Below are 21574 nucleotides of genomic sequence, written 5' to 3'. Positions count from 1 at the left end.
CCCTCCTTATCGTTCCTGCTGTTTGGAAGTTTGTTGCTTTTTTACCGGGTCTGCCGGTTTTGTTGCTTTTAGCTGCTGACGGAGAGAATTCTTATGCTCCGGTTCGGAATCTGTGATGTTGACATATTCGCCAATGATACAGAGCGCTTCTCCATAACTGCCGGAAGCAAATACCCGGTCAGACATTTCTTTTGCCTGTTCTTTCAGACCATGCTCCCGCAAAGTACGGGAAGCAATACCCAGCAGATTAAAAATGTTCCCATCTGCTCCGATCAGTGGACAATCCGGTTTATCTGCCAACGCTCCCGGTGTTTCTATAAATCCGCCTAAATAATTCGGCACAAAGTCCGACAGCCATGTGCCGCCATAGACTTCATGGGTCTGTAAACGCCACAGGGCAAGTTTTCCTATATCCAGTTTCACATCATCAAACGGGTAAAGCAAACAGGTCAGTTCGCCGTGCTGAAAAGCAGCCACATTCTCAAACTGACAGCCATCTTTCAATATGCCTGCATGTGTCAGCATTTCATTGATCCCGCCCACCCACTCTGTCAGATCCCCGCCACAGCCCTGTAAGATCAGTCCTTCCTTATCTGACATGCGGCGAAGGTCCTCTGCAGTAATCGTGTTGATATTCAAAAAATCGCCTCCTATCGTTTTTGTTAAAATATATGTTTTGTCCGCAACTTAACCTCATTTCAAAGCACCGGAGTATTCTTATACAGCTCCCTTAAAAACAGGTGCAAAAAACCCTTGAAAATCAAGGACTTTTAAGGCTAAGTTGCGGACATATCATGGTTGATTTTGCCGTTTCCTGCGTTTGCGTTCCCGCTCAGATTTCCGTCTTGCATAGATCCGGCAGGCATCAGAACAATATGCCTGGCTGGTCGTAGGAAGATATACTTTTCCGCACACAGGGCATATTTTCTGTCTCATGGAGGTGTCCTCGCCGGTAATAGCTGATTCCAATGCGGCATCCACCGGCAGCACCGCCTTTTCAAAGTACCTGCAATAAGCGCCAGTCCACCATTTATTCAGCATATAGCAAGAGCTGTCCAAAGGAAGGCAGATCTTATCCTGAGAGTCATAGTTGGCGCACAGCTCTGTAACCAGCTTTCGGATCGCAGCCCGTTCCGAGCGGTTCAATTCTCTCTCTGCCATAACGCCTACCTTTCCGGGGCTCTGCTTTGCCGGCCACTGGAAATTCCGGTTATATCAGTAACATTCCTGGACTGTGAAAGGGCATCGGCGATAGAGTTCCGCTTTTTCTGTTTCGGTTCATGGTAAATAAAAAGTTCGTTTTTTCCAGGCACATACAATAAGCCATTTTCTTCGCACCGGAAAACATCACATTCTTTGTCGGTTGAGATGGCATAAAACCCCTTGTAGTCATAGGGCACCTTTTGCCGCTCCTGATAGGTACACATCCCTAAGTTGGGGTCACTTTCCAGCCGTTTCGATATGGCGAAAAAGTCGCCTTCTTTTTTGTGAAATTTTCGTATGGGCGTGAAGTGATAACCGCCATATTCAAAGGTTTTTCGATCACTCATTTACGCCTGCCTTTCTTTACGGGAAATTCCAGCTTGAAATTCACATATTTACCGCCGGTATCATCCAGGATCACTTCCGCATCATAGGTCTTTCCTGTTTTTTCACTGTAAAGCCCGGACATAGAAATACGGCCCTCTTTCAAAAGAGCCGCTGCCACAGACTTTGTGATGGACTTTTTCTTGCTGGAAAAGAAACGGTTATCTTTCCAAAGAGCGAAAGAACATTCCCTGTTGTCGCAGAAAAAACCTTTCTTTCCTTCATATACCGGGGCTCCGCAGCGGGGACATACCCCCACGGCTTCATGCACAGTTCCTTTGGAAGAAGGGAACAGATCCGCAAAACGTTCCTCCGGGGCAGTATGTTCTTTTACCAGCGTCCGGCTCATATCTGCAATCTGATCCATAAAAGATGTTGCCGACAGTTCGCCATGTTCCACTTGTTTCAGCATGGATTCCCATTCTGCAGTTAAGATGGGAGATTTGATATTGTCCGGCAGGACTGCAATCAGGTTCCTTCCTTTTTCCGTCGGAATGAGCTGCTTTTTCTTTCTCTGTACAAATCCGGCAGAAACCAGCTTTTCCAGTGTTGCCGCACGGGTAGCCGGAGTACCCAATCCTTTACGCTCGGCATCGTCCGGCATATCTTCCGCACCGGCATTTTCCATAGCGGACAGCAGCGTGTCCTCCGTATAGTGTTTTGGCGGTGAAGTTTTCCCTTCACGGAGACTTGCTGACACAGTTTCAAAAGTCTGTCCTTCCTTCAGCACAGGGAGAGCGGCATCTTCGTTTTCTCTATGTTCCGTTTCACTTTGCCTGATACTCATACGGTGAATCCGTTCCACCTCTTTCCAGCCGGACTGTAAGATGGTCTTTCCTTTTGCCGTAAAAGTATGTCTCTGACAGTCCAGCATAGCGGTGACCGTTTCAAACCGGTGTGCCTGCGTTGTGGCACAAAGCAGCCTGACGGCAAGCAGGGTAAGCACATCCCGCTCCCCGGAAGGAAGCTCGGTCAAGTCTGTTCGTGCAATTTCAACAGTTGGGATGATAGCATGGTGGTCGGTCACTTTGCTGTCGTCTGTTACCCGGTCAATGTCCGGCTCTCCGGCGCAGCCTTTTCCAAAGGGCATATTGTCACGCAGCCATAGGATCAGGGAAGCGGCGGTTGCCTGCATGTCCTTCGTCAAATACTGGCTGTCCGTTCTCGGATAGGTTGCCAGCTTCTTTTCATAGAGAGATTGCACATAATCAAGAGTCTGTTGAGCCGTATAGCCATAAATACGGTTACATTCCCTTTGCAGAGTTGTAAGGTCATAAAGGCGGGGAGGCTGTATGGTTTTTACCTGCTTTTCCACAGAACGCACAAAAGCGGAGTTGTGGTCACAATCCATACGGATTTTTTCAGCCTCGGATCGTTCCGTCATTTTTTCGCCGGAAGCAGTAAAACCTCCGCAGGTGATTTCCGGCACATAAAAAGGCTTGCTGATGAAGGATTCAATATCCGACTCACGCTGTACCAAAAGTGCCAGCGTCGGTGACATAACACGGCCGACATTTAGTGTGACACCATACAGGACTGAAAAAAGCCGGGTGGCATTGATCCCGATCAGCCAGTCGGCTCCTGCCCGGCATACTGCCGCATCATAGAGCTTATCGTAATCACTGCCGGGACGGAGACGGTCAAAGCCCTCCCGGATCGCCGCATCCTCCATACTGGAAATCCAAAGGCGTTCCATAGGCTTATTACATCCGGCATATTCATAGACCAGACGGAAGATCAGTTCTCCTTCACGCCCGGCGTCCGTAGCGCATACCACGGAATCAACACGTTTGTCCTTCATCAGCCGGCACAAAAGGGCAAGCTGCGTTTTCTTATCCTTTGGAACTTCATATTTCCAGTTTTCCGGTAGGATTGGAAGATCCTCATACCGCCATTTGGCGTACTGTTCTTTGTAAGCCTCCGGCTGTGCCAGTTCCAAAAGATGTCCCACGCACCAGCTCACCAGATAGCCGGAACCTTCGAGATAACCGTCTTTTCTTTCCGTTGCGCCCAATACTGCTGCCAGTGACATAGCAACAGAGGGTTTTTCTGCAATCACAAGTTTCATATTTTTGTAACCTCCATTTCTTATAGACTTACTTCACTGCGGTGCGGCTGCTTTGGTGCTGTGTGATCCGCCTGCTGAAGCTGTGCTTTTTTATCCGAGAGCCGTCCTAAAACGCTTTTTTCCTGTCCACGCTGCAGCAGCTTTGTCTCACGGTCATAATACTGGACTTTATCAGAAAGGCGGTCCTCCGGGGCTACCTGGGTAGCATTGACCTCCCGTACCATAGCTTCCAATTCGGAAAGCTGCATGGAACCATTATCCGGCAAAATCAGCAGCTCATGGATCGATGACGGAAGGACATAATAATTGGTTCCGAGCAATTCAGCGACTTTTTCCAAGACACCTTCCTGTGCTGATACGGACGCACCATTTAATTTATCCTGGTTAGTCAGGATATAAATGGGTACAAATCCTATATCCAGCGGTTCTTCCCGGTTAAAGAGATTTTCAGGTTTTACAGAGAAGATACTTTCTGCCATGACTTCCTCCATGTCATAAAGGCAGACAGGACTTCTGGCATGTGCAGCCTGCATGGCATCTTTATGAAGCTGTTCTTTTGTGATACCCCACATCTGCATCATGCTTTCGGTAACAGCAACCGAAGCAGTTCCTTCCTCATCTGCCGCAACCTGAATCCTGTAATAAGCCGCCAGCTCCCCGCAGGAAGTATAAGGCTTTCCTTTCAGATATTCCTGATTTGTTTCTGGATCGCACATCTGTACCGCCAGCATAGGACGGACCGCTTCATAGTTTTCCAGCATAGAGATGTTCAGCGGAACCCGGCTGTAATTTTCCAACTGGATCTGTGCGATCTGTTTCATGGCAGTATCTAAAGGCATCCCACGTTCCACCTGTTCGGCAAGCGCTTCCAAATAGATAGTTGGTGCAGCCTGTTCTCCGGGAAGAAGAATCGTCAGCCCGGTCAGCATCCGGTCATTGCTTTTTGTTACTTCATTGATGGAAATTACGGCGTTCTGGTATTCCGTAGGCAGGTATTCCTTGATATGGCTTTTTACATAGTCTATAAAATTCTGATTCAATCGTTGTCCTCCTTTTTGTCCGTTAAATTTGCGTTGTGTTTGGTTTCTGAATGTTCCATGTTCTCTTTTCCGACCAGCATAAGGCACATCAGCATAACGCCGGAAGCCATTCCTCCGGCAAAGGTAAGGAAATGTAAGATCAGGTTCCACATAAGCACTCCTCCTAAAAATGGGCAAAGAAAAACGCCCACTTCAAAGTGAGCGCATCAACAGGCAGCTATTTTGTTTTTGGTTTCAAGTGATCCGGCAGGACGATCTCTCCAACCGGGATTTCCCGCAGTTCCTTTTTCATCCGGTGGGTGAAGCGGATTGTCTTTGCCGTACCGCCGGTTTCCCGTCCGTCATATATAGCGATCACTCGGTCGGAGTGCTCTACCATATAGCGGTTTCTGTGGGAGTAGACGCTTGGGAGATATTTTTCCTGTATGACAACAACATCCGCACAAGCCTCCAGCAGTTCACGGGTTCTTGTTTTCTTATTCAGGCTGTCCAGACGTTTGCGGTAAGGGATCACTGCGATCAGCTCCAGCGCCGGATTGGTCTGCTTTCTTTCCAACACCAGCTCTGCAAAATACTGGTCTGCGCCATCTGCAAAGCCACTCATAAAACAAGTGAATCCATCCGTAACGGCTGCATCGATCTCATGTTCCAAAGCGGCTTTTACTTTGTTGATCTCATTCTGCGGTAAATCCCTGTGTCCGGTAACACAGCAAGTCTTTCCTTTCATCGGTCATCCCTCCATCTGATAGGTAAAATTCTTCACTTTTCATATAGTAATAGATTTTATTTAGCAAGTCAACGATAATACCCTTTTTCCCTTTGCGGATAATAAAGGGGTGTAAGGTACAATCTATTACAGAATGGGAGGTGAAGGCGATGTATGAAGATTTTGTCCCGGAACGATTAGCGAAGCTGCGGACACAAAAAGGAGTTTCCGCACGCGATATGTCTTTATCGTTAGGTCAGGCAAACAACTACATCAATAATATTGAGAATAAAAAGTCACTTCCCGCTATGCAGTCTTTTTTCTACATCTGCGAATATCTGGGTGTGACACCGCAGGAATTCTTTGACGAAGGAAATACTTATCCGGAAACCTTGAAGGAATTCATTGCAGAGGCAAGACAGCTTGATCCTCAATCCATGCAGTATATCCTCGGTATTATGAAAGAACTCAATAGCAGAAAGTAAGCGGTCATGGTAACGGCCGCTTTTTTCGTGACCTTCTTTATTATAGTTTATAATGTTCTCGAAATGTCCGCTCCCTATACCGATAAGTATTCAAAAACTGTTCTCCAAACAGCCTTTTTCTATTCGCCGGTACTGCCAAAGCTTCCGGTTCCTCGCTCTGTTCCCAGATCTGTTACAAAATCCGCAATGACGATCGGCGTGATCACAAGCTGCCCGATACGGGCTCCCTTAAAAAGAGACTGCGGCTGATTGCTTACATTGCTGATGATCGCATGGATCTCTCCACGGTAACCGGAATCCACAGGCGGCAGTTCACAGACCAGACCTTTTACCGCCATGCTGGTACGGGGAAAGATATATCCCGCATATCCATCCGGTATTTCCAGTCCAAAACCAAGAGGAATTTTGGCGACTTCTCCGGGTTGTAAGGTACAGTCATAGGGTAGATAAACATCCGCTCCGGCATCATTGCCATGCGGACGGTAAGGACGCTGGTGCTCCGGTACGCCAAAGTCGATCAGTTTTATTTTCATCGGCAGCCTCCTTCCCAAAGAGCAGGATAGTCTTTTGCTAAAATATCCTCCGGCGTCATATCTGCTTGCAGTTTTCGTCCGCAGGTCATTTTACCTTCCAGACATCGATCCATCTGACAAAAAGGCCCGGTCAGTGACGGGGCAAACAAAGCAGGGCTTAGTTCATAAAGTTCTTTCCAGACCTTTAGCAGCACGATCCTTGTTTCATCTGTATTTCTCCGGCATACCCGCTGGCTGATGATATGTTTCCATTGATAAGGGGTAGCGCTGATGAGCAGTACATTCCGCAATCCCTGGGGCGTGGCATATCCAGCCGCATCGTGCCCGCTTCCGGCAGTGCACAGGGCTTCATAACATTTCATGCTTTCATTACAGCTTTTTAAGTACAATTCCCGTACCACTGCCGGAGCCGTCATAATAGAATACGGGACAGCGAAATCCGCCTGTCCCGTATAGTTGCTGTACTGCAGCGATGCACTCATAAATTTTACTTCGTTCTGGTGGCGGGTGATCTGCGCCAGAAAACGCCTGCTGGCGCCGACAATGGCTACCGTAATCACCGCAAATTTCTGGATGGTAGGATGGGGAAGCGCCCCCATAGCTGCTACTGTCTGAACACTGAATGATTTTTCGTAGAGCTCCATCAGGTCATCCATTGAGGCAATCTTATGTCCCTGCTGGGTAAGCCTTGCCGCAAAGACCATGTTTTTTTCTGCTTCCGCCACCGCCTGGCAGTTCAAAATTTTTACTTCGATTCGTTTAATTGGTATGTCCCTCCTTTACAATCGCTTTCAGTAAGAACAGATAGTTAAGACTGTCTGTGATCTTTTCATTCCATGTGTCCATCGGGTAAACCGCTTCCTCGTCAAAGCACATATCGTACAGAGAAACAATATGCTTTGCCAGCATACCGGCAAGGGCACGCTGGGGCGTTGTATGCTGTAAAGCTGCCGCTGCCTTAAATGCACCCAGCCGGTCCGGGTCATCCCCGGTGTATTCTTTGGTTTTTCGTTTCAAGGTATCAGCACAGAGCCGTACCTGTTCGTCAAAAACGGCATTGACTTCATTTTGCGTAATATGGCATCCCTCCTAACTGAAACCAGCCGACTGGATTTCTCCAATCGGCTGTCTGGCTTAATCATTTATTCTGCAATGGTATAATGGGTGTTTCGTGCTTTTCCTTTCTGTTCTAACAAGTTAGTTTTTACCATTTTTCGGATCACTCTGGCGGCAGTAGAAGCGCTTACTTCAAGCAATCCTATCACATCATTTCTTGTAATTGCACCATGTTTTCTGGCATATTCCAATATTTTTTCTTCTTCGTCACTTAGTTTCTTTTCAGTATGAACCGTAACCGGTGTGCCGGATTTCGTTTTTACAGTTGCATTTTCTGTTTCGTATTTTGCGTTGATATTAGGCAATATGATCTTAAAGGCATTTTTCGTGGTTTCAATCACAGGCTTTACCTGCATACTTTCGTATGCCTTCATAATTTTGCCCATTCCGGTTCCATACGCCTCAATTAAGTGCAATCGGTAAAATACATTCGCAAGGTCCTGATTTCTGCACACAGAAATGCCAACCATAACATCCTCCAGGTCTATGCCTGGCATCAGCCCTCCGATAGATACAAACTCAATCCGATCCTCATAAATACTGATAAAAGCGCTGGCACTAAAAGAATAGTCACGGTGAACCAGCAGATTAAGCAATGCTTCTCTGACAGCGACTTCCGGGTAATCCCTGACATCAACCCGGTATAGTTTTTCTATGGTTGCACGGGTCTGATTGCGGAAGTCAATAAAATCATATACTTCGTTCATCTGCTGCATCAGCGATCCGGTAAACTCCCGACGATCCTTGAAAATGGTCTGGTCCGTTCCCTGAAAGACCGCAACTTTAATGGTATGGACGCATTGGTCTGACAGAAGCAGCGCCAGGTTACTGTATAGCCCATCCTGATCGATCAATTTCAAAGTACGCATCTGCTGTGCTCCAAAGTCAGTTTTCCGAAGTTCAAATTCTTTTTTTGTTGCCTCAAATGTAAGGTCCTGGTTTAAGCAGCGCATCGCTTCAAAACGATCTCCGTCTGTTTCCTTTATCATGCGCCGGATTGCCGTATCAGTTGCCGGAACAGAAGAATATCCCTGCCGAACATACACACCTTCCGGCCGCATTCCTTTTTTGGCAAGGTAATAGGGGCGATCCGTTCCACGCTGAATATCTACAACAACAACATTTTTCCCATTTTCCACGATGGTTTCATAATGCAGGAACATGGTTATATCCGGTTTTATCGCATCCCTTACCATATTGCTGATTTGAAGGGAAACACTATCCGCATTATCCAATCCGATAACCGTGCCATCGTCCCTGACCCCTATATACAGTTTTCCGCCATCACAGTTTGCAAAAGCAATGATTTCTTTTTTTATGTCGTCTACCACAACTTCTTTCAGTTCTACGGTTTCGCTTTCCCGAAAAAGCATAGTGCCATCTCCTTTATTTCAAATTTGTAAGTCTATCATATCAAATCGTGTCAATCATGTCAATAAAGCTGACACGATTATGATTCGATTATGACACGATATTCTCATTGTACCCGCAAACTCAAGAAATAATTACGTGATAGTTCCTACAAGTTCATAAATTTTGAAAGGATTGTGTTAGAAACTTTTGTTTTTCTAACCAAAGCATGATACGATTGACCCGATAAATGACACGATGAAATAATCCAGAGATAGCTTTTGTCCCGAATATTGTGTATTATTCGGGACATTTTAAGCACTCGGCAGGTAGATCCAGTCGTGCATCAGGCACACGCTGGGTTCGTCCTCCCTGGGAACCAGACGGTAGGTACATTCCCCATAGACCGTGCGTTTGTCCTCGATCTCCATGCCATAGGCTTTATAAAAGCGGTATTCCAGATTGGAGATGATACAGCGCAGGGTTTGCAGAGCCTCCCTCTGTGCTGATACGATCAGGTCACGGTCAATGCTGCGCTTCAAAAACAGCAGCGATTTGTAAAGCTGTACCTCTGTGCGGTAAGGGCGGCAGTCTTTCGTTTCCAGCCATCCGCAAAAAGCGACCGGTCCGCTCTGGATCACACTGCGGTCCGGGTGATAATACTCGTAGCAGTCCAGGTTTGCCGTATTCAGAAGATAGAGCATTTCCCGGACTTCATTTTCCGGCATGTCGTAAAATCGCAAAAGCGAGCGGTAAAGATGGACATAGCCAGGAATGGAAATCATGGTATTTACCATAAAATAAAATCCTCCTTGTAAACAGCAGGTGCGGGAGCTTTTGCCCCCGCACCGTCTAAAATCTATATTTCGTTATCTACTTTCACGAGTTTTCCCATGACAAGGAAGCGTCCTGTGCCGCCCGGCGTACAGGTAGAAAGGGTCAGTACCTTATCGCTGCAGGTCACAGTCACATCACTTTCCACCGCGGAACGTTCCTTCATAGCCGTAAGCCAGGTAGTATAAGCACCGTCATCCTTCCAGGAAAGCTGCCAGGGAGAAGTTTCATTGCCGGATTCTTCCGGCTTTGCTGCAAACGCCGCAAAGATCTCCATGACATAACCACCCTTCGGAGTAACGAGATACATCTGCCTGTGGGTATCAAAGTAACTTTGTTCATCGTACCGGTTCAGCAGGGCAAACATGGAACCATCCCGCATATTATGGCCGTAGACGATCGTATTGCGGTCTGAAAAATCTGCCCGGTTTTCATAATCGGCAAACAGGCAGCCAACCTTGTTATAGGTTCCGTCATAAAGATGGTTCAGGTAATACTCGTTGTTGTCAGTCTGCGTCACCGGATAATTGAGCACCGTATCAGGAAGGGAAAGCCATCCGATGATGTCCGGTCCATTTTCACGGAGCGCTTCAAAGTCTACCGAAGGCAGGACAATATCGGCATCGTCCTGTTTTGTTTCTGTCGGATCGGTTGCCTGCTCCGGGGAGTCTGTCTGCTCCGGTACTTCCACATATCCGGCAAGATCCCGATAGGCGTCTTTACTCTCGGCATACTGGTTCAGGTCACGGAACACCAAAAATCCGCTGCCAAGAGCCACCAGAGCGCAGAGTGAAAGGACAGAAGCCCCGACAGCCGTTCTTTTTGGGGAAGTCCTGCTGTCTTTTCCCTTTTTGAAATAATACACAGCAAATACGCTGCCGCCGATCAGTGCGGCTGCCAACAGTCCGCCATATAGGAAAATATACGGATCATCCCCGGTCTGCGGTACCGGCTTTTGAGGGGTGGAAGGATTGGACGGAACAGAAGGTTTTTCCGGCTTCTCCGGCTTTTCCGGTTTTTCATTAAAGAACTGGACCGTAGATGTCTGGTCAGCTTTGATCTCCACCGTAGCGGCATCAGGAATGATGTAATCCTTGCTTGCCCGGTTTGCAACTTCTGTTACGGTATAAATACCGACACGAAGGCCCTTGACTTCAATTACACCGGATTTTGGAGTGGTGAATGTCTCGCAGTAGGAGCCGTCCGCACTCTTGACCTCGATGGCAAAACCATCTTTGCGCCCGTCGCTGGAATCCTTTGTGATCTTTAAGTTGCCGCGGTAAGCCTCATTGGTAAATCCGTGCCCGGCTTCTCCATTTTCCACAACTGCGACCTGTCCATCTTCTGTGATGGAAAAATAGTAAGCGTTTGGGTCAGGCTGATAGCCCTCCGGCGCTTTGCTTTCTTTGATAAAGTAGCCGCCAGCCAGAAGGTTTTCCGCCGTATGATAGCCTGCATCGGTTTCTTTCAGCGTACCGATCTTTTGATCGTCAGGATCATATTCCTGGTTGGCGTTGGAATCCGCATACAGGTCGAACACCGCACCAGGCAGGAAACGTAGGAAAGAATTCTTGTCTTTCTTATCCTCCTTTTCCACAGGGGACGGTTCTTCCACAGCTTCGGTTTTCGTTACCTGCACGCTGCCGCGGATCAGGGTGTTTTCCACACGGATCTCGATATGCTGTCCGTCTGCACCGATATATACATGGTGCTGCTGCGGGCTTACTGTATAAAGGTCAGGGGCAGAGATCTCCTTGACGATCCAGTGTCCGTAAGGAATATTCTCAAAGGAAAAACTGCCGTCTTTTCCGGTAATAGCAGTAAGCAGTGCATTTTCTTCGGTAAATTCTTCTGTATCAGGTCTAAACAGTCCCATGAGCGCACCGGCCAGAGTGACATCTTCGCCGCCTTCCGGGTTTTCCCCAACTTTTACACCGTCTACACGCCCGCGGAGAAGTTCATTGGAAACAGCCTCGCCTTCATTGACAAGGATCTGTACCAGTGCAGTTTCCTGTCCGGCATATTCAAAGACGACTGGATATTTCTGATCCGAAAGGATATAGGCGCCGTTGGTCGTGCGTTCCTTGACATAATAGCTGCCAAACGGCAGATCGGAAGCGAAGGAAGCACTGTAACCGCCGGATTCATCAGACGAAACAGAGACCACTTCCAGAAGTCCATCTGCCGGGATCACGCTGCCATCTGCCGCCGTCAGGTCTGCGGAAGCATAAAGTCCAAAGGAAATATCCTTATATTCCTCGTTCATGCCAAGACCGAACAGGTCATCGGTCTCCATTGCCTTGAAAAGTGTGACATCCACTTTCTGTCGTTCGTCATAAAGGCCTGTCGCTGCCTGTGTGACCTCCACGGTCTCACCCGCATAGGTCAGTTCCACATATTCCGGTTGAGGATTCAGCACACAACCGGAAGGAGCCTGACGTTCCTCCAGACGGTAACGGCCAAGATAAAGAAGCCCGCTTTTCGCTGCGCCGTCCTCGCCAGTCGTAAGGGTTTCCACAACCGTATCTTTTGCTGCCCGCAAGGTACCATCACCGGTATAAATATCTTCATCTGCGATCACGTCATAGACCGCTCCCGGAAGTCCGGCAACCTCATACACCGGTTGGTACAGTCCGTCGTTTTCCTGGACAGAAGCAAATACTTCTCCGGTCTTTGTGATGGTAAGCTGGCCTTTCTGCGGCATATTGTACTGAGTGACTGTCACAACCGCCTCGCTGCCGTCAATGGTAAACGGTACCGGCTGATCGGAAAGCACATAGCCATAAGGGGCAGCCACCTCATAAAGTTCATAATCCCCGGAGGCCAAAGGCTCCGGCAGCATCAGCCAGCCCTCGTCAGAAACATAGAAGGTATCCAGTGTTTCCGGGTTCGGATAGTAGACTGTCTGGGTGATAAATTCCCCGGTGGAAAGATCCTTGATCTGAAAACCGGTTCCGGTCACAGGGATAATCTTTCCGGTCTCTGCGTCACATTTTTCGACTTTCAGACGGGCTGTGATGGTGCGGTTGTTCAGGATATAGCTGTAAGTCTTTCCGTCAGAGGAAATGAATACCGTAAAGTCCGGGACAAAGGCTTTGCCTTCCTCGCCTGCGATCTGATGGACCGTATAATGCCCATAAGGAAGCGGTTTACTGGAAGCAAAACCATCCGCATCCGTGGTAAGAAGGTCACGTTCACTTTCCTTTGCCGCGTCATAGCTTCCGGCTGCCTTTAAGTAAACTTCAAAGACTGCGCCTGCTTCCGGGCGTTCGATGATACCGGCATTGGGATCGTCGGTATTTTCGCCCTCAGGCACATCCGGGTCCAGGTCATCGGTGTGCTTAACAAGCTGGATATTTCCGTAAATAACCGTTTCCGTCACCTGATTTTCTGTGGTATTGAGTTCCACTTCATACAGGGAAGGGGATGCACCCACTTCATAAATAGTTTCATTCAGAAGATACCCGGTGCTCGGTTCGATCTCCCGGATCGTCCAGCCATCCCCGCACACATAATAGCGAGTCATAAAGCTGCCATCCGGTCCGGTAGTATAAGTGTCAATCAGTTCGCCATCACGGAAGATCCCATAGGTCGCTCCTGCAAGAGTGGCATCCCCCTGGGCATTTCCGGTGTCAGCATCACTCTTTACCACATGGACACGGAACTTCTTCAGGATATTGCTGAAATGTACCGAAGAAGTCTGCCCGCTTTCAATGGTCACGTACTGTGCGGAAGGGGTCACATAGCGGTCCACCGGAAGTTCTTTTACCAGATAGGTTCCCGGCAGGAGCTTCTTTTCAATCTGGCCGTTTTCTCCAGTCGTAACTTCCTCATTGACTTCATTTCCCAAAATGTCCGTACCGGAGATATGGAAGGCGATACCGGAAACAATGCCGTCCTCACTGGTCTTGACAAGTTTTGCAGTACCGTAAGTTTCCGTTTTGATCTTTACAAAGAAGGAAACCGGATCGCTGGCGCCGGTCATCATGGTCTGGTAGCCGGGTCTGCCCCAGATCAGCATGTCGTTTGCCACCGGGATATTCTTTCGGAATTCAAACAGCACCGGGTCCATCATCATCTGCCTGCTGGTAAAGGTGTATTCATTTCCGTTTCTTGTCACAGAAACGCCGCTGCCTTTCAAAGCCTCCAGATCGATCTTCAAGTTATTGGTATCTGTGACCGTCAGGGTATAGACTTTTTTTTCAACATCCCATTTCAGTTCCAGTTCCGGTGCTTCGCTTTTCTTAGAAGAAGTAAAGGAAGGGACTGTGGAATGGGAAGCTACCTGTGCCAGAATCCAGTCATAGGCTTTTTCTGCCGGTCGTCCGGCGATCACGCTGAAATACTGATCGGCGTCTGCGTGGCCGTTTCCGTGGCGGCTGTACGGATCGCTTCTAAGCTGCTGCTGGTATTCCCAGAGGATGATCTGGGTCGCCATCTTATAGTCATCCTCGTTGATCCCGGAAACAGGGAGCGCCGCACCGGGTTTCCAGCCATAAATCGCAGTCAGGGTGATCCCCCTCCTTGCCTCGGCAGGAAGCAGGTTCAGGTATTGGCTGTTGGTCCCGCTTTCCGAAACATAGGTGTTTTCCGAAGTATGGTAAGGAATCCCGCTCTCCACACAGTAAACCTGATGGCTGATTCCGTCAGAATCCGTCAGCATATAATGCCGGTAAGCATTGCCCCCGGAACTGGTGTGTACGTCGATGGTTCCGTCTGCATGGTAGGCAAGATAGGTGTAAGGCGCCGGGGCGCGGTAGTGGTTCCCATCAGAGCCCACATACTGGTCCCCTAGCCAGGAGCTTGCCGTCTGTCCGACAGACATGGCAAAAGCCTGAGCCGGAAGAAGCCCCAAAATGCTTGCCATACAAAGCAAAAACGCCAACAGCTTGCGAAAGCCGCGGCGCCTGGTTATGATATGTTCCATGAAAAAATCCTCACTTTCATAAAATCTAAAAGGACAGCCTTATTTGCTGTCCTTGTCGTCAAAATCATCCTCGGAAAGATATTCCGGTTCCCCGTATGCCTCATCCGGGTCAAAGCCTTCGCCATAACCGTCATCCTCAAATTCCGCATCGTCCTCGGCCTGCTGTTTCGGACGCACGATTTTTACATAGTAACCGATCCCACCGACCGCAAGTAAGGCAGCAAGGATAAACAGGATCGTGCCGACGCTGCCGGTTTCTTTCTTCGGCTTTTCCGGTTCTGCCGGTTTTTCAGTTTCCGCCGGCTTTTCTTTTCCTTTGCAGCCATTTAAGTCATTTTTGCAGACCGGACAGCCGGTATTAACCTTTCCTGCCTCACATTTTTCTGTGCAGTTACAGCTTTCTTCCTGAGGGATCATGCTCATGCTGCCATTGTTCTTTTCTGCAAGCGCCATCAGGTCGGACTCTGTGACGCCGTTTAAGAAGTAGACATTGTTATCTTCCCGTTTCCCGTCGATCACCAGATAAAAAACATTGCCCGCGTCCGTAGTGATGGTGTAAAACTGTTTTTCCCCATCCGTACCGCTGATGTTGTCCTGTACCGTTCCGGTGCCTTCCGGGGTAAATGCACCTTCAGGGATCGCAGAAGTATTTTCCTGCTGTCCGGTACTATTATCTGAACCAGAGGAATTTCCGCCGCCGGAAGGAGTTGTAGCGTTTGAGCCGGAAGGTTTTTCTTCCTTAGGCGGTTTTGTCTGTGTACCGGACGGACTCTGGGGTGCTGCCGCAGCAGGTTTCTTTTCAGGAGCCGGTTCTTTGTAATACGGATTATCCATCTTTACCGCATCAGAACGGTTTCCTGCATAATCTTTTGCGTATATGCTTACCTGTTTTTCTGTTCCGGCATAATCTTTCAGTGCGACCGACGCTTTCCCGTCGGTGAGGGAATTGATACGGTTTTCATCAACAAAGACTGCCTCCACACCAGAGAGATCGTCACTGCTTTCTATTTTCAGGGTATCGCCCTCCAGGGAAGCAGTCAGTGTTGGCGGTGTGGTGTCTTTGGAACCGCCGGCATGAGCCGTTACAGGTAATGCGCTGACACTTACAAGAAGCGTAAGCGCCAGCATCAGGGAAAGTTTTTTAAGCCTCATGCACATCCTCCTTCTCCTGCGGTAAAACAGTTTCCGAAGGGGCCGCCTGCTGTGATTTCAAAAAATCCGCAAGCTGCTGGGGCGTCAGTTTGAAACTGCGCGCCACCGCCACATAATCGGTATTTTCCAACTCCGTTTTCTGTTCCTCCAGCTTATGGAGCTTTGCCTGCATTTCCGCAATCTTTGTTTTGGTCTTTTCAATTTCCTTTTCCAGTTTTTCAATTTTAGGATTCAATTTATTACCTCCAATCTGTTAAGGCAGACGCCCAAATGTATAAAAATGCTGCTGCCAGTAGCTTGTATTGATGTTGGCATAAGAGATCGGGTCTCCGCAGTGGATCATCATTCCATTTCCTACATAGATCCCTACATGGCTTGCGCCGCTGGTATTGTAGGTCCCCTGGAAGAAGATCAGGTCGCCCGGTTTTGCATCTGCGCTTGATACCGGCGTACATACACCTAAAAGACCGTCCGCAGTCAGCCTTCCAAAATTCCAGCCGACGCCGCAGTTGTTGATCACCCAGGACACATAGCCGGAACAGTCAAAGGAAGTGGAAGGGCTTGCGCCTCCCCATACATACGGATAGCCAAGATATTTTTCCGCCTCGGCCATCATTGCGGCAAACTGTTCATCCGCAAGGGCTTCCGGTGGAATGTCATAATCGAAGTAGTTTCCTGTGCCGTCTGAACCAACTTCCGGCAGGTGCCGTTCGATGGTATCGCCGGTATCGGCAAAATACAGGGGATTCAAATACTGGCCGTCAACCAGGACCTCTAAGTGCAGGTGGGGACCGGTGGAATTTCCGGTATTCCCGACCTTTGCGATCACATCCCCGGCTTTGACCTCCTGCCCGGCAGAAACAAGGAGCTGGGAACAGTGCCCGTATTTGGTCGTCAGGGTATGTCCTTCGTATGCCTCGCCTTCAATAGCAACACATAGGCCATAACCGCCGGCATTTCCCGCAAGGGTGACTGTTCCGTCATGCCCGGCAAGGATCTCTGTACCCTCCGGCATCCCGATGTCCACACCGGTGTGATAGTTCTTTTTCCCACTGATGGGATGTACCCGGTAGCCGTAGTAGCTAGTCACATAAGGGAGCCAGTTGGTGCCAAAGACATTTTTGACATACTGGCGGTTTCCTTTTGTCTGCAGCAGGATCTCGCAGATCTCTTTCTGGTCTGCGTTCATCCGGGAAACGACCAGGTTTTCCAAAGGTGTGACCGTGAGCTTGACATTTAAGATGCGCCATTCATAAGGCACTTCCTCCTGGGTTTCTTCCCCGGTTTCCGGGTCAACGGAAGTTTCTGTGCGATAACGGATCTCGGTTTCTTCTGAAAAGGACAGAGTATATTGTTCCTGGAAAAGCTGCCGCAGCACGCTTTCCACTTCATCGTAAGTAAATCCCTGATAAGCCGAGGTCAGATACCCCATCAGTACATACGGGTCATGCTCGATCGCGCCCAGGTTATAGCGGTATTCGTCATAGCCGGGGCGGTCTGATTCCACCCTGTCTATTTCCATTTGCAGATCTGTTTCCCACTCGGTATAGGTAAGCTCCGCCTGGTTGATGTCCTGATCGTCTGCGAGATAGGTAGAAGCAGCTAGACTTCCCAGACCGCCGGTCCCGATATTGGAGAACGTAGAAAACAAGGACATGATCAGGAAAATTACCAAAAGGAGAAGCAGGAGGACAAGGCAGATCACAGGGTGCCGTTTGACCGCATGGACAATACCGACGCTGACCCTCTCTGTTGCGACTGCGGCATTTTTTGCCTGTTTCCCGGCTTCACGGGCAGCCTTGGCATACTGCCTTTTCAGTTTTTGTTTCTGCCATATCCGGGCAATCGCATGTTTCTTCAGCTCCGGGTGGTCGCTAAGAGCCTGCCGGTAAGCAAGTCTTGCGTTGGCCTTTGCTGATTTTTGCTGTAATTTCGCTGCTTTTCGGTAGGGGGCAGTTTTATGCCGGTGATATGCCGTGCGAAGCCACGCCTCGCCCACAAGTTCAGAGCGGTGGGCTGCCTTGATCCCCACATTTTCATCCTCTGCCTCATAAATCTTTTTATGGGCGTAACCAATGGCAGTATTGGCGCCCGCCTTGACCGGACGCAGGGGTACAGCTCCTTTTACATGGGCCTTTTGGGATTTAACCTCCTTTTCAAATTTTAAGTGTTTTTTGGCTTTTCCGGTCTCCGGGTCGGAGACCGTCTCCATGCGCAGTTTCTTCCGGGCCGGCAGACGATTTTGCGCCTGCTCTGCTTTTTGTGCAGTCCGTTCCGCCTTCCGTCTTGCATGGGTGAGCTTTTTATCCTTTGTCTCCGGCGGCAGTTCATCCGCAGTAAATTCCAGCTTGGATGTTTTCGGCGGTTCGCTATCCACACCCTTTTCCTTTTGTGCTGCCTGTTCCTCCGCCTGTGCCGCTTCCTGAAAACGCTGCTGATATTTGTTCCCATGCTGATGTGTCCGGTAACGATGTTCCTGACTGGATCTGTCTGTGCCGCTCGGTGGGGCTGTTCCTTCGGAAGAAGGTGCATATTGTCCGGTATCATGGTCTGTCACATCCTCTGTTACAAGAGAACGCCTGGAAACCTCCTGCCGGAAATTGCTTCGCCCGTTTTCCTGTATCGGAGGCTCTACCCTGGCAGCCTCCGGCGTCTCAAGGTGATCCGAAAAAACATCCAAAGCGGCTGCATAAGCCTCGCCCTGTTCCAACAAGGACGCCGGTGTTTCCGGTGACAGATGGGAAAATTCCGTCTGTACAGGGATGTCCTGCCTGTGTGTTTTGCCGATGACAGAAGAAGGGGTGTCCCGTGCCCTGCGCAGGTCAAAATCCTGTTCGGTCTGCCTGACTGCCGGTTGATCTTCCCCGTGGGAATCACGCACCGGCATCCGGGTATCTTTGCGCTTCCTTTGAAATTCCCTGTCGTGTGCCATTGTTCTCACCTCCGATCCATTTTAATTTTTGTCTCACACTTTGCTCCCCGCTACTTCATCCGGTCTTGTGGTAAGCACGCTGTACAACAGTGTGTCCTTCGGAAAGTGGTCCACAAAGGGAATTATCACATTTCCAAAGAACAAAAGCCCCTCGCCGGGACCGGAATGGGTCACATAGGAAAGCTGGTGCGGGGAGATTCCCAACTGCTTTGCCAAAATCTGACGGTCTCCCTGGGCCTGGTTGAGCATATAGATAAAGTCCGAGTTCTCAAAAATGTTCTCGATCTCACGGGAAGCCAGAAGGTCCTTGACGTTCTGCGTTAAACCTGATGGGATTCCGCCCCATTTACGGAAGCGTTTCCAGATCTCCACGCTAAAACTTCCGGTCTGCCCTTTCAAAAGAAGGTGGAATTCGTCAATATAGAACCAGGTTGTTTTATGTTTGGAACGGTTGGCCGTGACACGGTTCCACACCGCATCCTGCATGATCAAAAGCCCGATTTCCTTTAAGGCTTTTCCCAGTGATTTAAGCTGGAAACACAGTACCCGGTGTTGATCCATTTGGATATTGGAACGGTGGTTGAACACGTTAAGGGAACCATTGACATAGATTTCCAGCGCCGTTGCGATATTCTGTGCCTCCGGTTCAGACTGTTTCAAAAGCAGCTCGTAAAGATCGCCTAAGATCGGCATATTTTCCGGGCACGGGTCCTGCAGGTATTCCCGGTAAACCAGTCTGGTACAACGGTCAATAATCGTCCTTTCAATAGGGGAAAGCCCTTCTTTGCCGCCGATGATAAGGTCACACAGCGACAGGATAAAATCACTTTTCAAAGTGATCGGGTTTTCATCATCGGAATAGTCCAGATTGATGTCCATAGGGTTGATGTAGTTCGTGGAAGTAGGGGAAATATCAATGACCTGCCCCTGGGAACCGAACTGCTGTACCAGCGGCCCATACTCATTTTCCGGGTCAGCGATAATGATGTCGTCCTCCGTCAGAAGGAACACATTGACGATCTCACGCTTGGCAGAGAAAGATTTGCCGCTTCCTGGGGTACCGAGAAACAGCCCATTGGGGTTTTTCAGCGTTTTTCTGTTCGCCATGATCAGGTTATTGGAAAGGGCGTTCAGGCCGTAATACAACGCCTCGCCCTCCTGGAACAATTCACAGGTGGTAAACGGTACAAAGATCGCTGTGCTGCTGGTCGTAAGCCCGCGCTCAATTTCAATCTGGTTCGTACCAAGAGCAAGCGAGGACATAAGCCCCTGTTCCTGCTGGTAATCCAGCCGCTTTAAGGCACAGTTGTATTTCTGCGCCACACCCGAAGCGGCAAAAATATCATTGAACAGCTTTTGGCGTTTGGCTGCGATATTTTCCACCAGTACCGTCACAAGGAACATGCGCTCATTGCGGCTCTGTAAATCCTGCAAAAGATTTTTGGCTTCCTCTCCATAGGTGGCAAGGTCGGTGGGAATGATGTCCATGTCATACCCGGATCGGACCGCTTTCTTTTGTTCCTCAATGGTCATTTTCTGCAGGTCCGACATTTTTCGCTTGATGTTTCGGATTGCCTGTGCCTGGTCGATAGACTGGATATGCAGGTTGACGGTCACGGCGTCGTTTAAGTCAAGAAGATCCGCTAAAAGCCGGTCGGTAAGCTCCGGCGCCAAAATCTGCAAAAAGGAGACAGCACCGGAATGATCGCCTACCCGGAATGTCTTTCCATCCTTTGAAAAAGACAGCCCGGATGGTGAAATGAAATCTTTGGTGGAAAGACCAGTCTTAGGCAGATCCGACCACTGGAAATGAAACTTTTCCTGACCGTCCGGGTGAAGCTGGCTGTGAAGAAGCTCCAGACGTTCCAGTCCGTTTAAGGATCTTGCCTGTACTCCCAGAGTTTTGAAATTTGCCAGCACATCCGTTTCAATGCGTTCCAGACGCATTTTCGCAGTACGCAGGTCATCTGCCTCAATCCCAAAGGTAATGTATTTGCGCTTGGTGAGACCGTTATTTCCTTTCTGCAACTGGTTTTTTAACATATCCCCGTATTCCTTGCGGATTCCGTCATACTCGTCGCCGCGGGGAGGGATGTCAATGCTTCTGGTAAAATCCTGCATATTGGCCCGCTGGTTGATAAAGGTAAGCTGCACATGGATCGAGGCATCGAAGTAATTTAAGAAATCGCAGTAGCCCTCGAAGATCTGTGCTTTATCATCTGCCTGTGCAAGCTGATAGTTAATATCAAAAAACTGCACCGTTTTGGTGTAAAGGGTATCGGTCAGCCGGCAGATCCCATCCCGATACATTTCACGGTAGGGAATGCTCTGCTGGACCGTCTGCGGGGCATCTGCTTTCAGCCCGGCAAAAAAGCCGCCTTTTTTAGACGGCTTGGAACGGGCAGACTTAGTTTTGCCCTGCTTTGCATCGGCTCTGGTCTTTTTGGCCTGCCTGATGTTTTTTTGCAGACGCTTTTCCTGAGCTTCCTGCTGTTTGTTTTTTGGCAATCTTTGTAACCTCCTTCTTTGACATAGATTTATACAGGTTATCCGTCCTGTATGGACGGTCCTTCGGCCAGAGCTTATAACGGAGCCGGTTCTTCAAGATCTTTTCTGCCGGCTGCCCGTCACGCTCATACATGGCGAAAAAGAAAAAGGGCATCATCAGCCCGATCATCAAAAGTACAGCCGCCGAATTGCCGATCGCCCCGCGGGTAAAGAAATACACCGGAAGGCCGACAAGCCCGGCAAGGCTGAAACAAATAAGCTGGCGCTTCGTCAGGTTGAAGGCCAGCTTGGTCTTAACTTTGGTTAAATCCTTTGGTACAGGTACATAAGGCACTT

General features: G+C 49.0%; 19 protein-coding genes. 1 reads left to right on the top strand and 18 read right to left on the bottom strand.

Going from position 1 to position 21574, the window contains the following annotated elements; all coding sequences use genetic code 11:
- Positions 1-6: 6 nt before the first annotated feature.
- The 7 genes from EAI83_RS11510 to EAI83_RS11480 all read right to left on the bottom strand — a co-directional run bounded on the left by EAI83_RS11510 (position 7) and on the right by EAI83_RS11480 (position 5422).
- Complete coding sequence (locus tag EAI83_RS11510) at positions 7-600, bottom strand: hypothetical protein (protein WP_442859583.1); 594 nt, start codon at positions 598-600, stop codon at positions 7-9.
- A gap of 192 nt (positions 601-792) precedes the next feature.
- Positions 793-1161 (bottom strand): cysteine-rich VLP protein, encoded by a 369-nt coding sequence (locus EAI83_RS11505; protein ID WP_129900177.1) that lies wholly within the window; start codon positions 1159-1161, stop codon positions 793-795.
- 5 nt (positions 1162-1166) lie between these two features.
- The gene (locus tag EAI83_RS11500; protein ID WP_129900176.1) at positions 1167-1550 is read right to left on the bottom strand and encodes a hypothetical protein; all 384 of its coding nucleotides are present in this window, start codon (positions 1548-1550) and stop codon (positions 1167-1169) included.
- On the bottom strand, positions 1547-3655 hold the full coding sequence (locus EAI83_RS11495) for a DNA topoisomerase 3 (protein WP_129900175.1): 2109 nt from the start codon (positions 3653-3655) through the stop codon (positions 1547-1549). Before EAI83_RS11495 ends, EAI83_RS11500 begins: the two co-directional genes overlap by 4 nt.
- Before the next feature lie 20 nt (positions 3656-3675).
- Positions 3676-4695, bottom strand: a complete 1020-nt coding sequence (locus EAI83_RS11490; protein WP_129900174.1) for a DUF5688 family protein — start codon at positions 4693-4695, stop codon at positions 3676-3678.
- Entirely contained in the window at positions 4692-4847 is a 156-nt protein-coding gene (locus EAI83_RS11485; protein ID WP_129900173.1) for a DUF3789 domain-containing protein, read from the bottom strand. The genes EAI83_RS11490 and EAI83_RS11485 overlap by 4 nt, the downstream gene beginning before the upstream one ends.
- A gap of 65 nt (positions 4848-4912) precedes the next feature.
- A complete protein-coding gene (locus EAI83_RS11480; RefSeq protein WP_129900172.1) occupies positions 4913-5422 on the bottom strand; it encodes an SLOG family protein in 510 nt (169 codons plus the stop codon).
- Positions 5423-5571: 149 nt separating this feature from the next.
- Between EAI83_RS11480 and EAI83_RS11475 the strand changes: the two genes are divergently transcribed.
- On the top strand, positions 5572-5886 hold the full coding sequence (locus EAI83_RS11475; protein WP_005361112.1) for a helix-turn-helix domain-containing protein: 315 nt from the start codon (positions 5572-5574) through the stop codon (positions 5884-5886).
- Between the two features lie 119 nt (positions 5887-6005).
- Here EAI83_RS11475 and EAI83_RS11470 read toward each other — a convergent pair whose 3' ends face one another.
- From EAI83_RS11470 to EAI83_RS11420, 11 genes are all read right to left on the bottom strand, one after another.
- Positions 6006-6419, bottom strand: coding sequence for a dUTP diphosphatase (locus EAI83_RS11470; RefSeq protein WP_129900171.1), 414 nt, complete (start codon positions 6417-6419; stop codon positions 6006-6008).
- Positions 6416-7183, bottom strand: coding sequence for an FAD-dependent thymidylate synthase (locus tag EAI83_RS11465; protein WP_278607500.1), 768 nt, complete (start codon positions 7181-7183; stop codon positions 6416-6418). Before EAI83_RS11465 ends, EAI83_RS11470 begins: the two co-directional genes overlap by 4 nt.
- Positions 7179-7496: a hypothetical protein gene (locus EAI83_RS11460; RefSeq protein ID WP_129900169.1), complete on the bottom strand. Its 318-nt coding sequence runs from the start codon at positions 7494-7496 to the stop codon at positions 7179-7181. Before EAI83_RS11460 ends, EAI83_RS11465 begins: the two co-directional genes overlap by 5 nt.
- Before the next feature lie 65 nt (positions 7497-7561).
- The gene (locus tag EAI83_RS11455; protein WP_129900168.1) at positions 7562-8908 is read right to left on the bottom strand and encodes an RNA-binding domain-containing protein; all 1347 of its coding nucleotides are present in this window, start codon (positions 8906-8908) and stop codon (positions 7562-7564) included.
- Between the two features lie 291 nt (positions 8909-9199).
- Positions 9200-9682: a hypothetical protein gene (locus EAI83_RS11450; RefSeq protein ID WP_071144309.1), complete on the bottom strand. Its 483-nt coding sequence runs from the start codon at positions 9680-9682 to the stop codon at positions 9200-9202.
- A gap of 62 nt (positions 9683-9744) precedes the next feature.
- Positions 9745-14646, bottom strand: coding sequence for a class B sortase (gene srtB / locus EAI83_RS11445; protein ID WP_129900167.1), 4902 nt, complete (start codon positions 14644-14646; stop codon positions 9745-9747).
- A 39-nt stretch (positions 14647-14685) separates the two neighbouring features.
- Positions 14686-15798, bottom strand: a complete 1113-nt coding sequence (locus EAI83_RS11440) for a DUF4366 domain-containing protein (RefSeq protein ID WP_129900166.1) — start codon at positions 15796-15798, stop codon at positions 14686-14688.
- On the bottom strand, positions 15788-16033 hold the full coding sequence (locus EAI83_RS11435) for a DUF4315 family protein (protein WP_025577937.1): 246 nt from the start codon (positions 16031-16033) through the stop codon (positions 15788-15790). The genes EAI83_RS11440 and EAI83_RS11435 overlap by 11 nt, the downstream gene beginning before the upstream one ends.
- A gap of 18 nt (positions 16034-16051) precedes the next feature.
- Positions 16052-18730 carry a CD1108 family mobile element protein gene (locus tag EAI83_RS11430; protein ID WP_129900165.1) on the bottom strand — a complete coding sequence of 893 codons (2679 nt, stop codon included), beginning with the start codon at positions 18728-18730 and terminating at the stop codon, positions 16052-16054.
- Positions 18731-18763: 33 nt separating this feature from the next.
- Positions 18764-21199, bottom strand: coding sequence for a VirB4-like conjugal transfer ATPase, CD1110 family (locus EAI83_RS11425; RefSeq protein ID WP_420314045.1), 2436 nt, complete (start codon positions 21197-21199; stop codon positions 18764-18766).
- Entirely contained in the window at positions 21138-21572 is a 435-nt protein-coding gene (locus tag EAI83_RS11420) for a PrgI family protein (protein ID WP_055159124.1), read from the bottom strand. The genes EAI83_RS11425 and EAI83_RS11420 overlap by 62 nt, the downstream gene beginning before the upstream one ends.
- Positions 21573-21574: the final 2 nt, after the last annotated feature.

Source organism: Blautia sp. aa_0143, from assembly GCF_004167315.1.
GTDB classification, from domain to species: Bacteria; Bacillota; Clostridia; order Lachnospirales; family Lachnospiraceae; genus Blautia_A; species Blautia_A fusiformis.
Note: the sequence above shows the minus strand (reverse complement) of the source record. Positions and strands in the feature narration are given on the sequence as shown.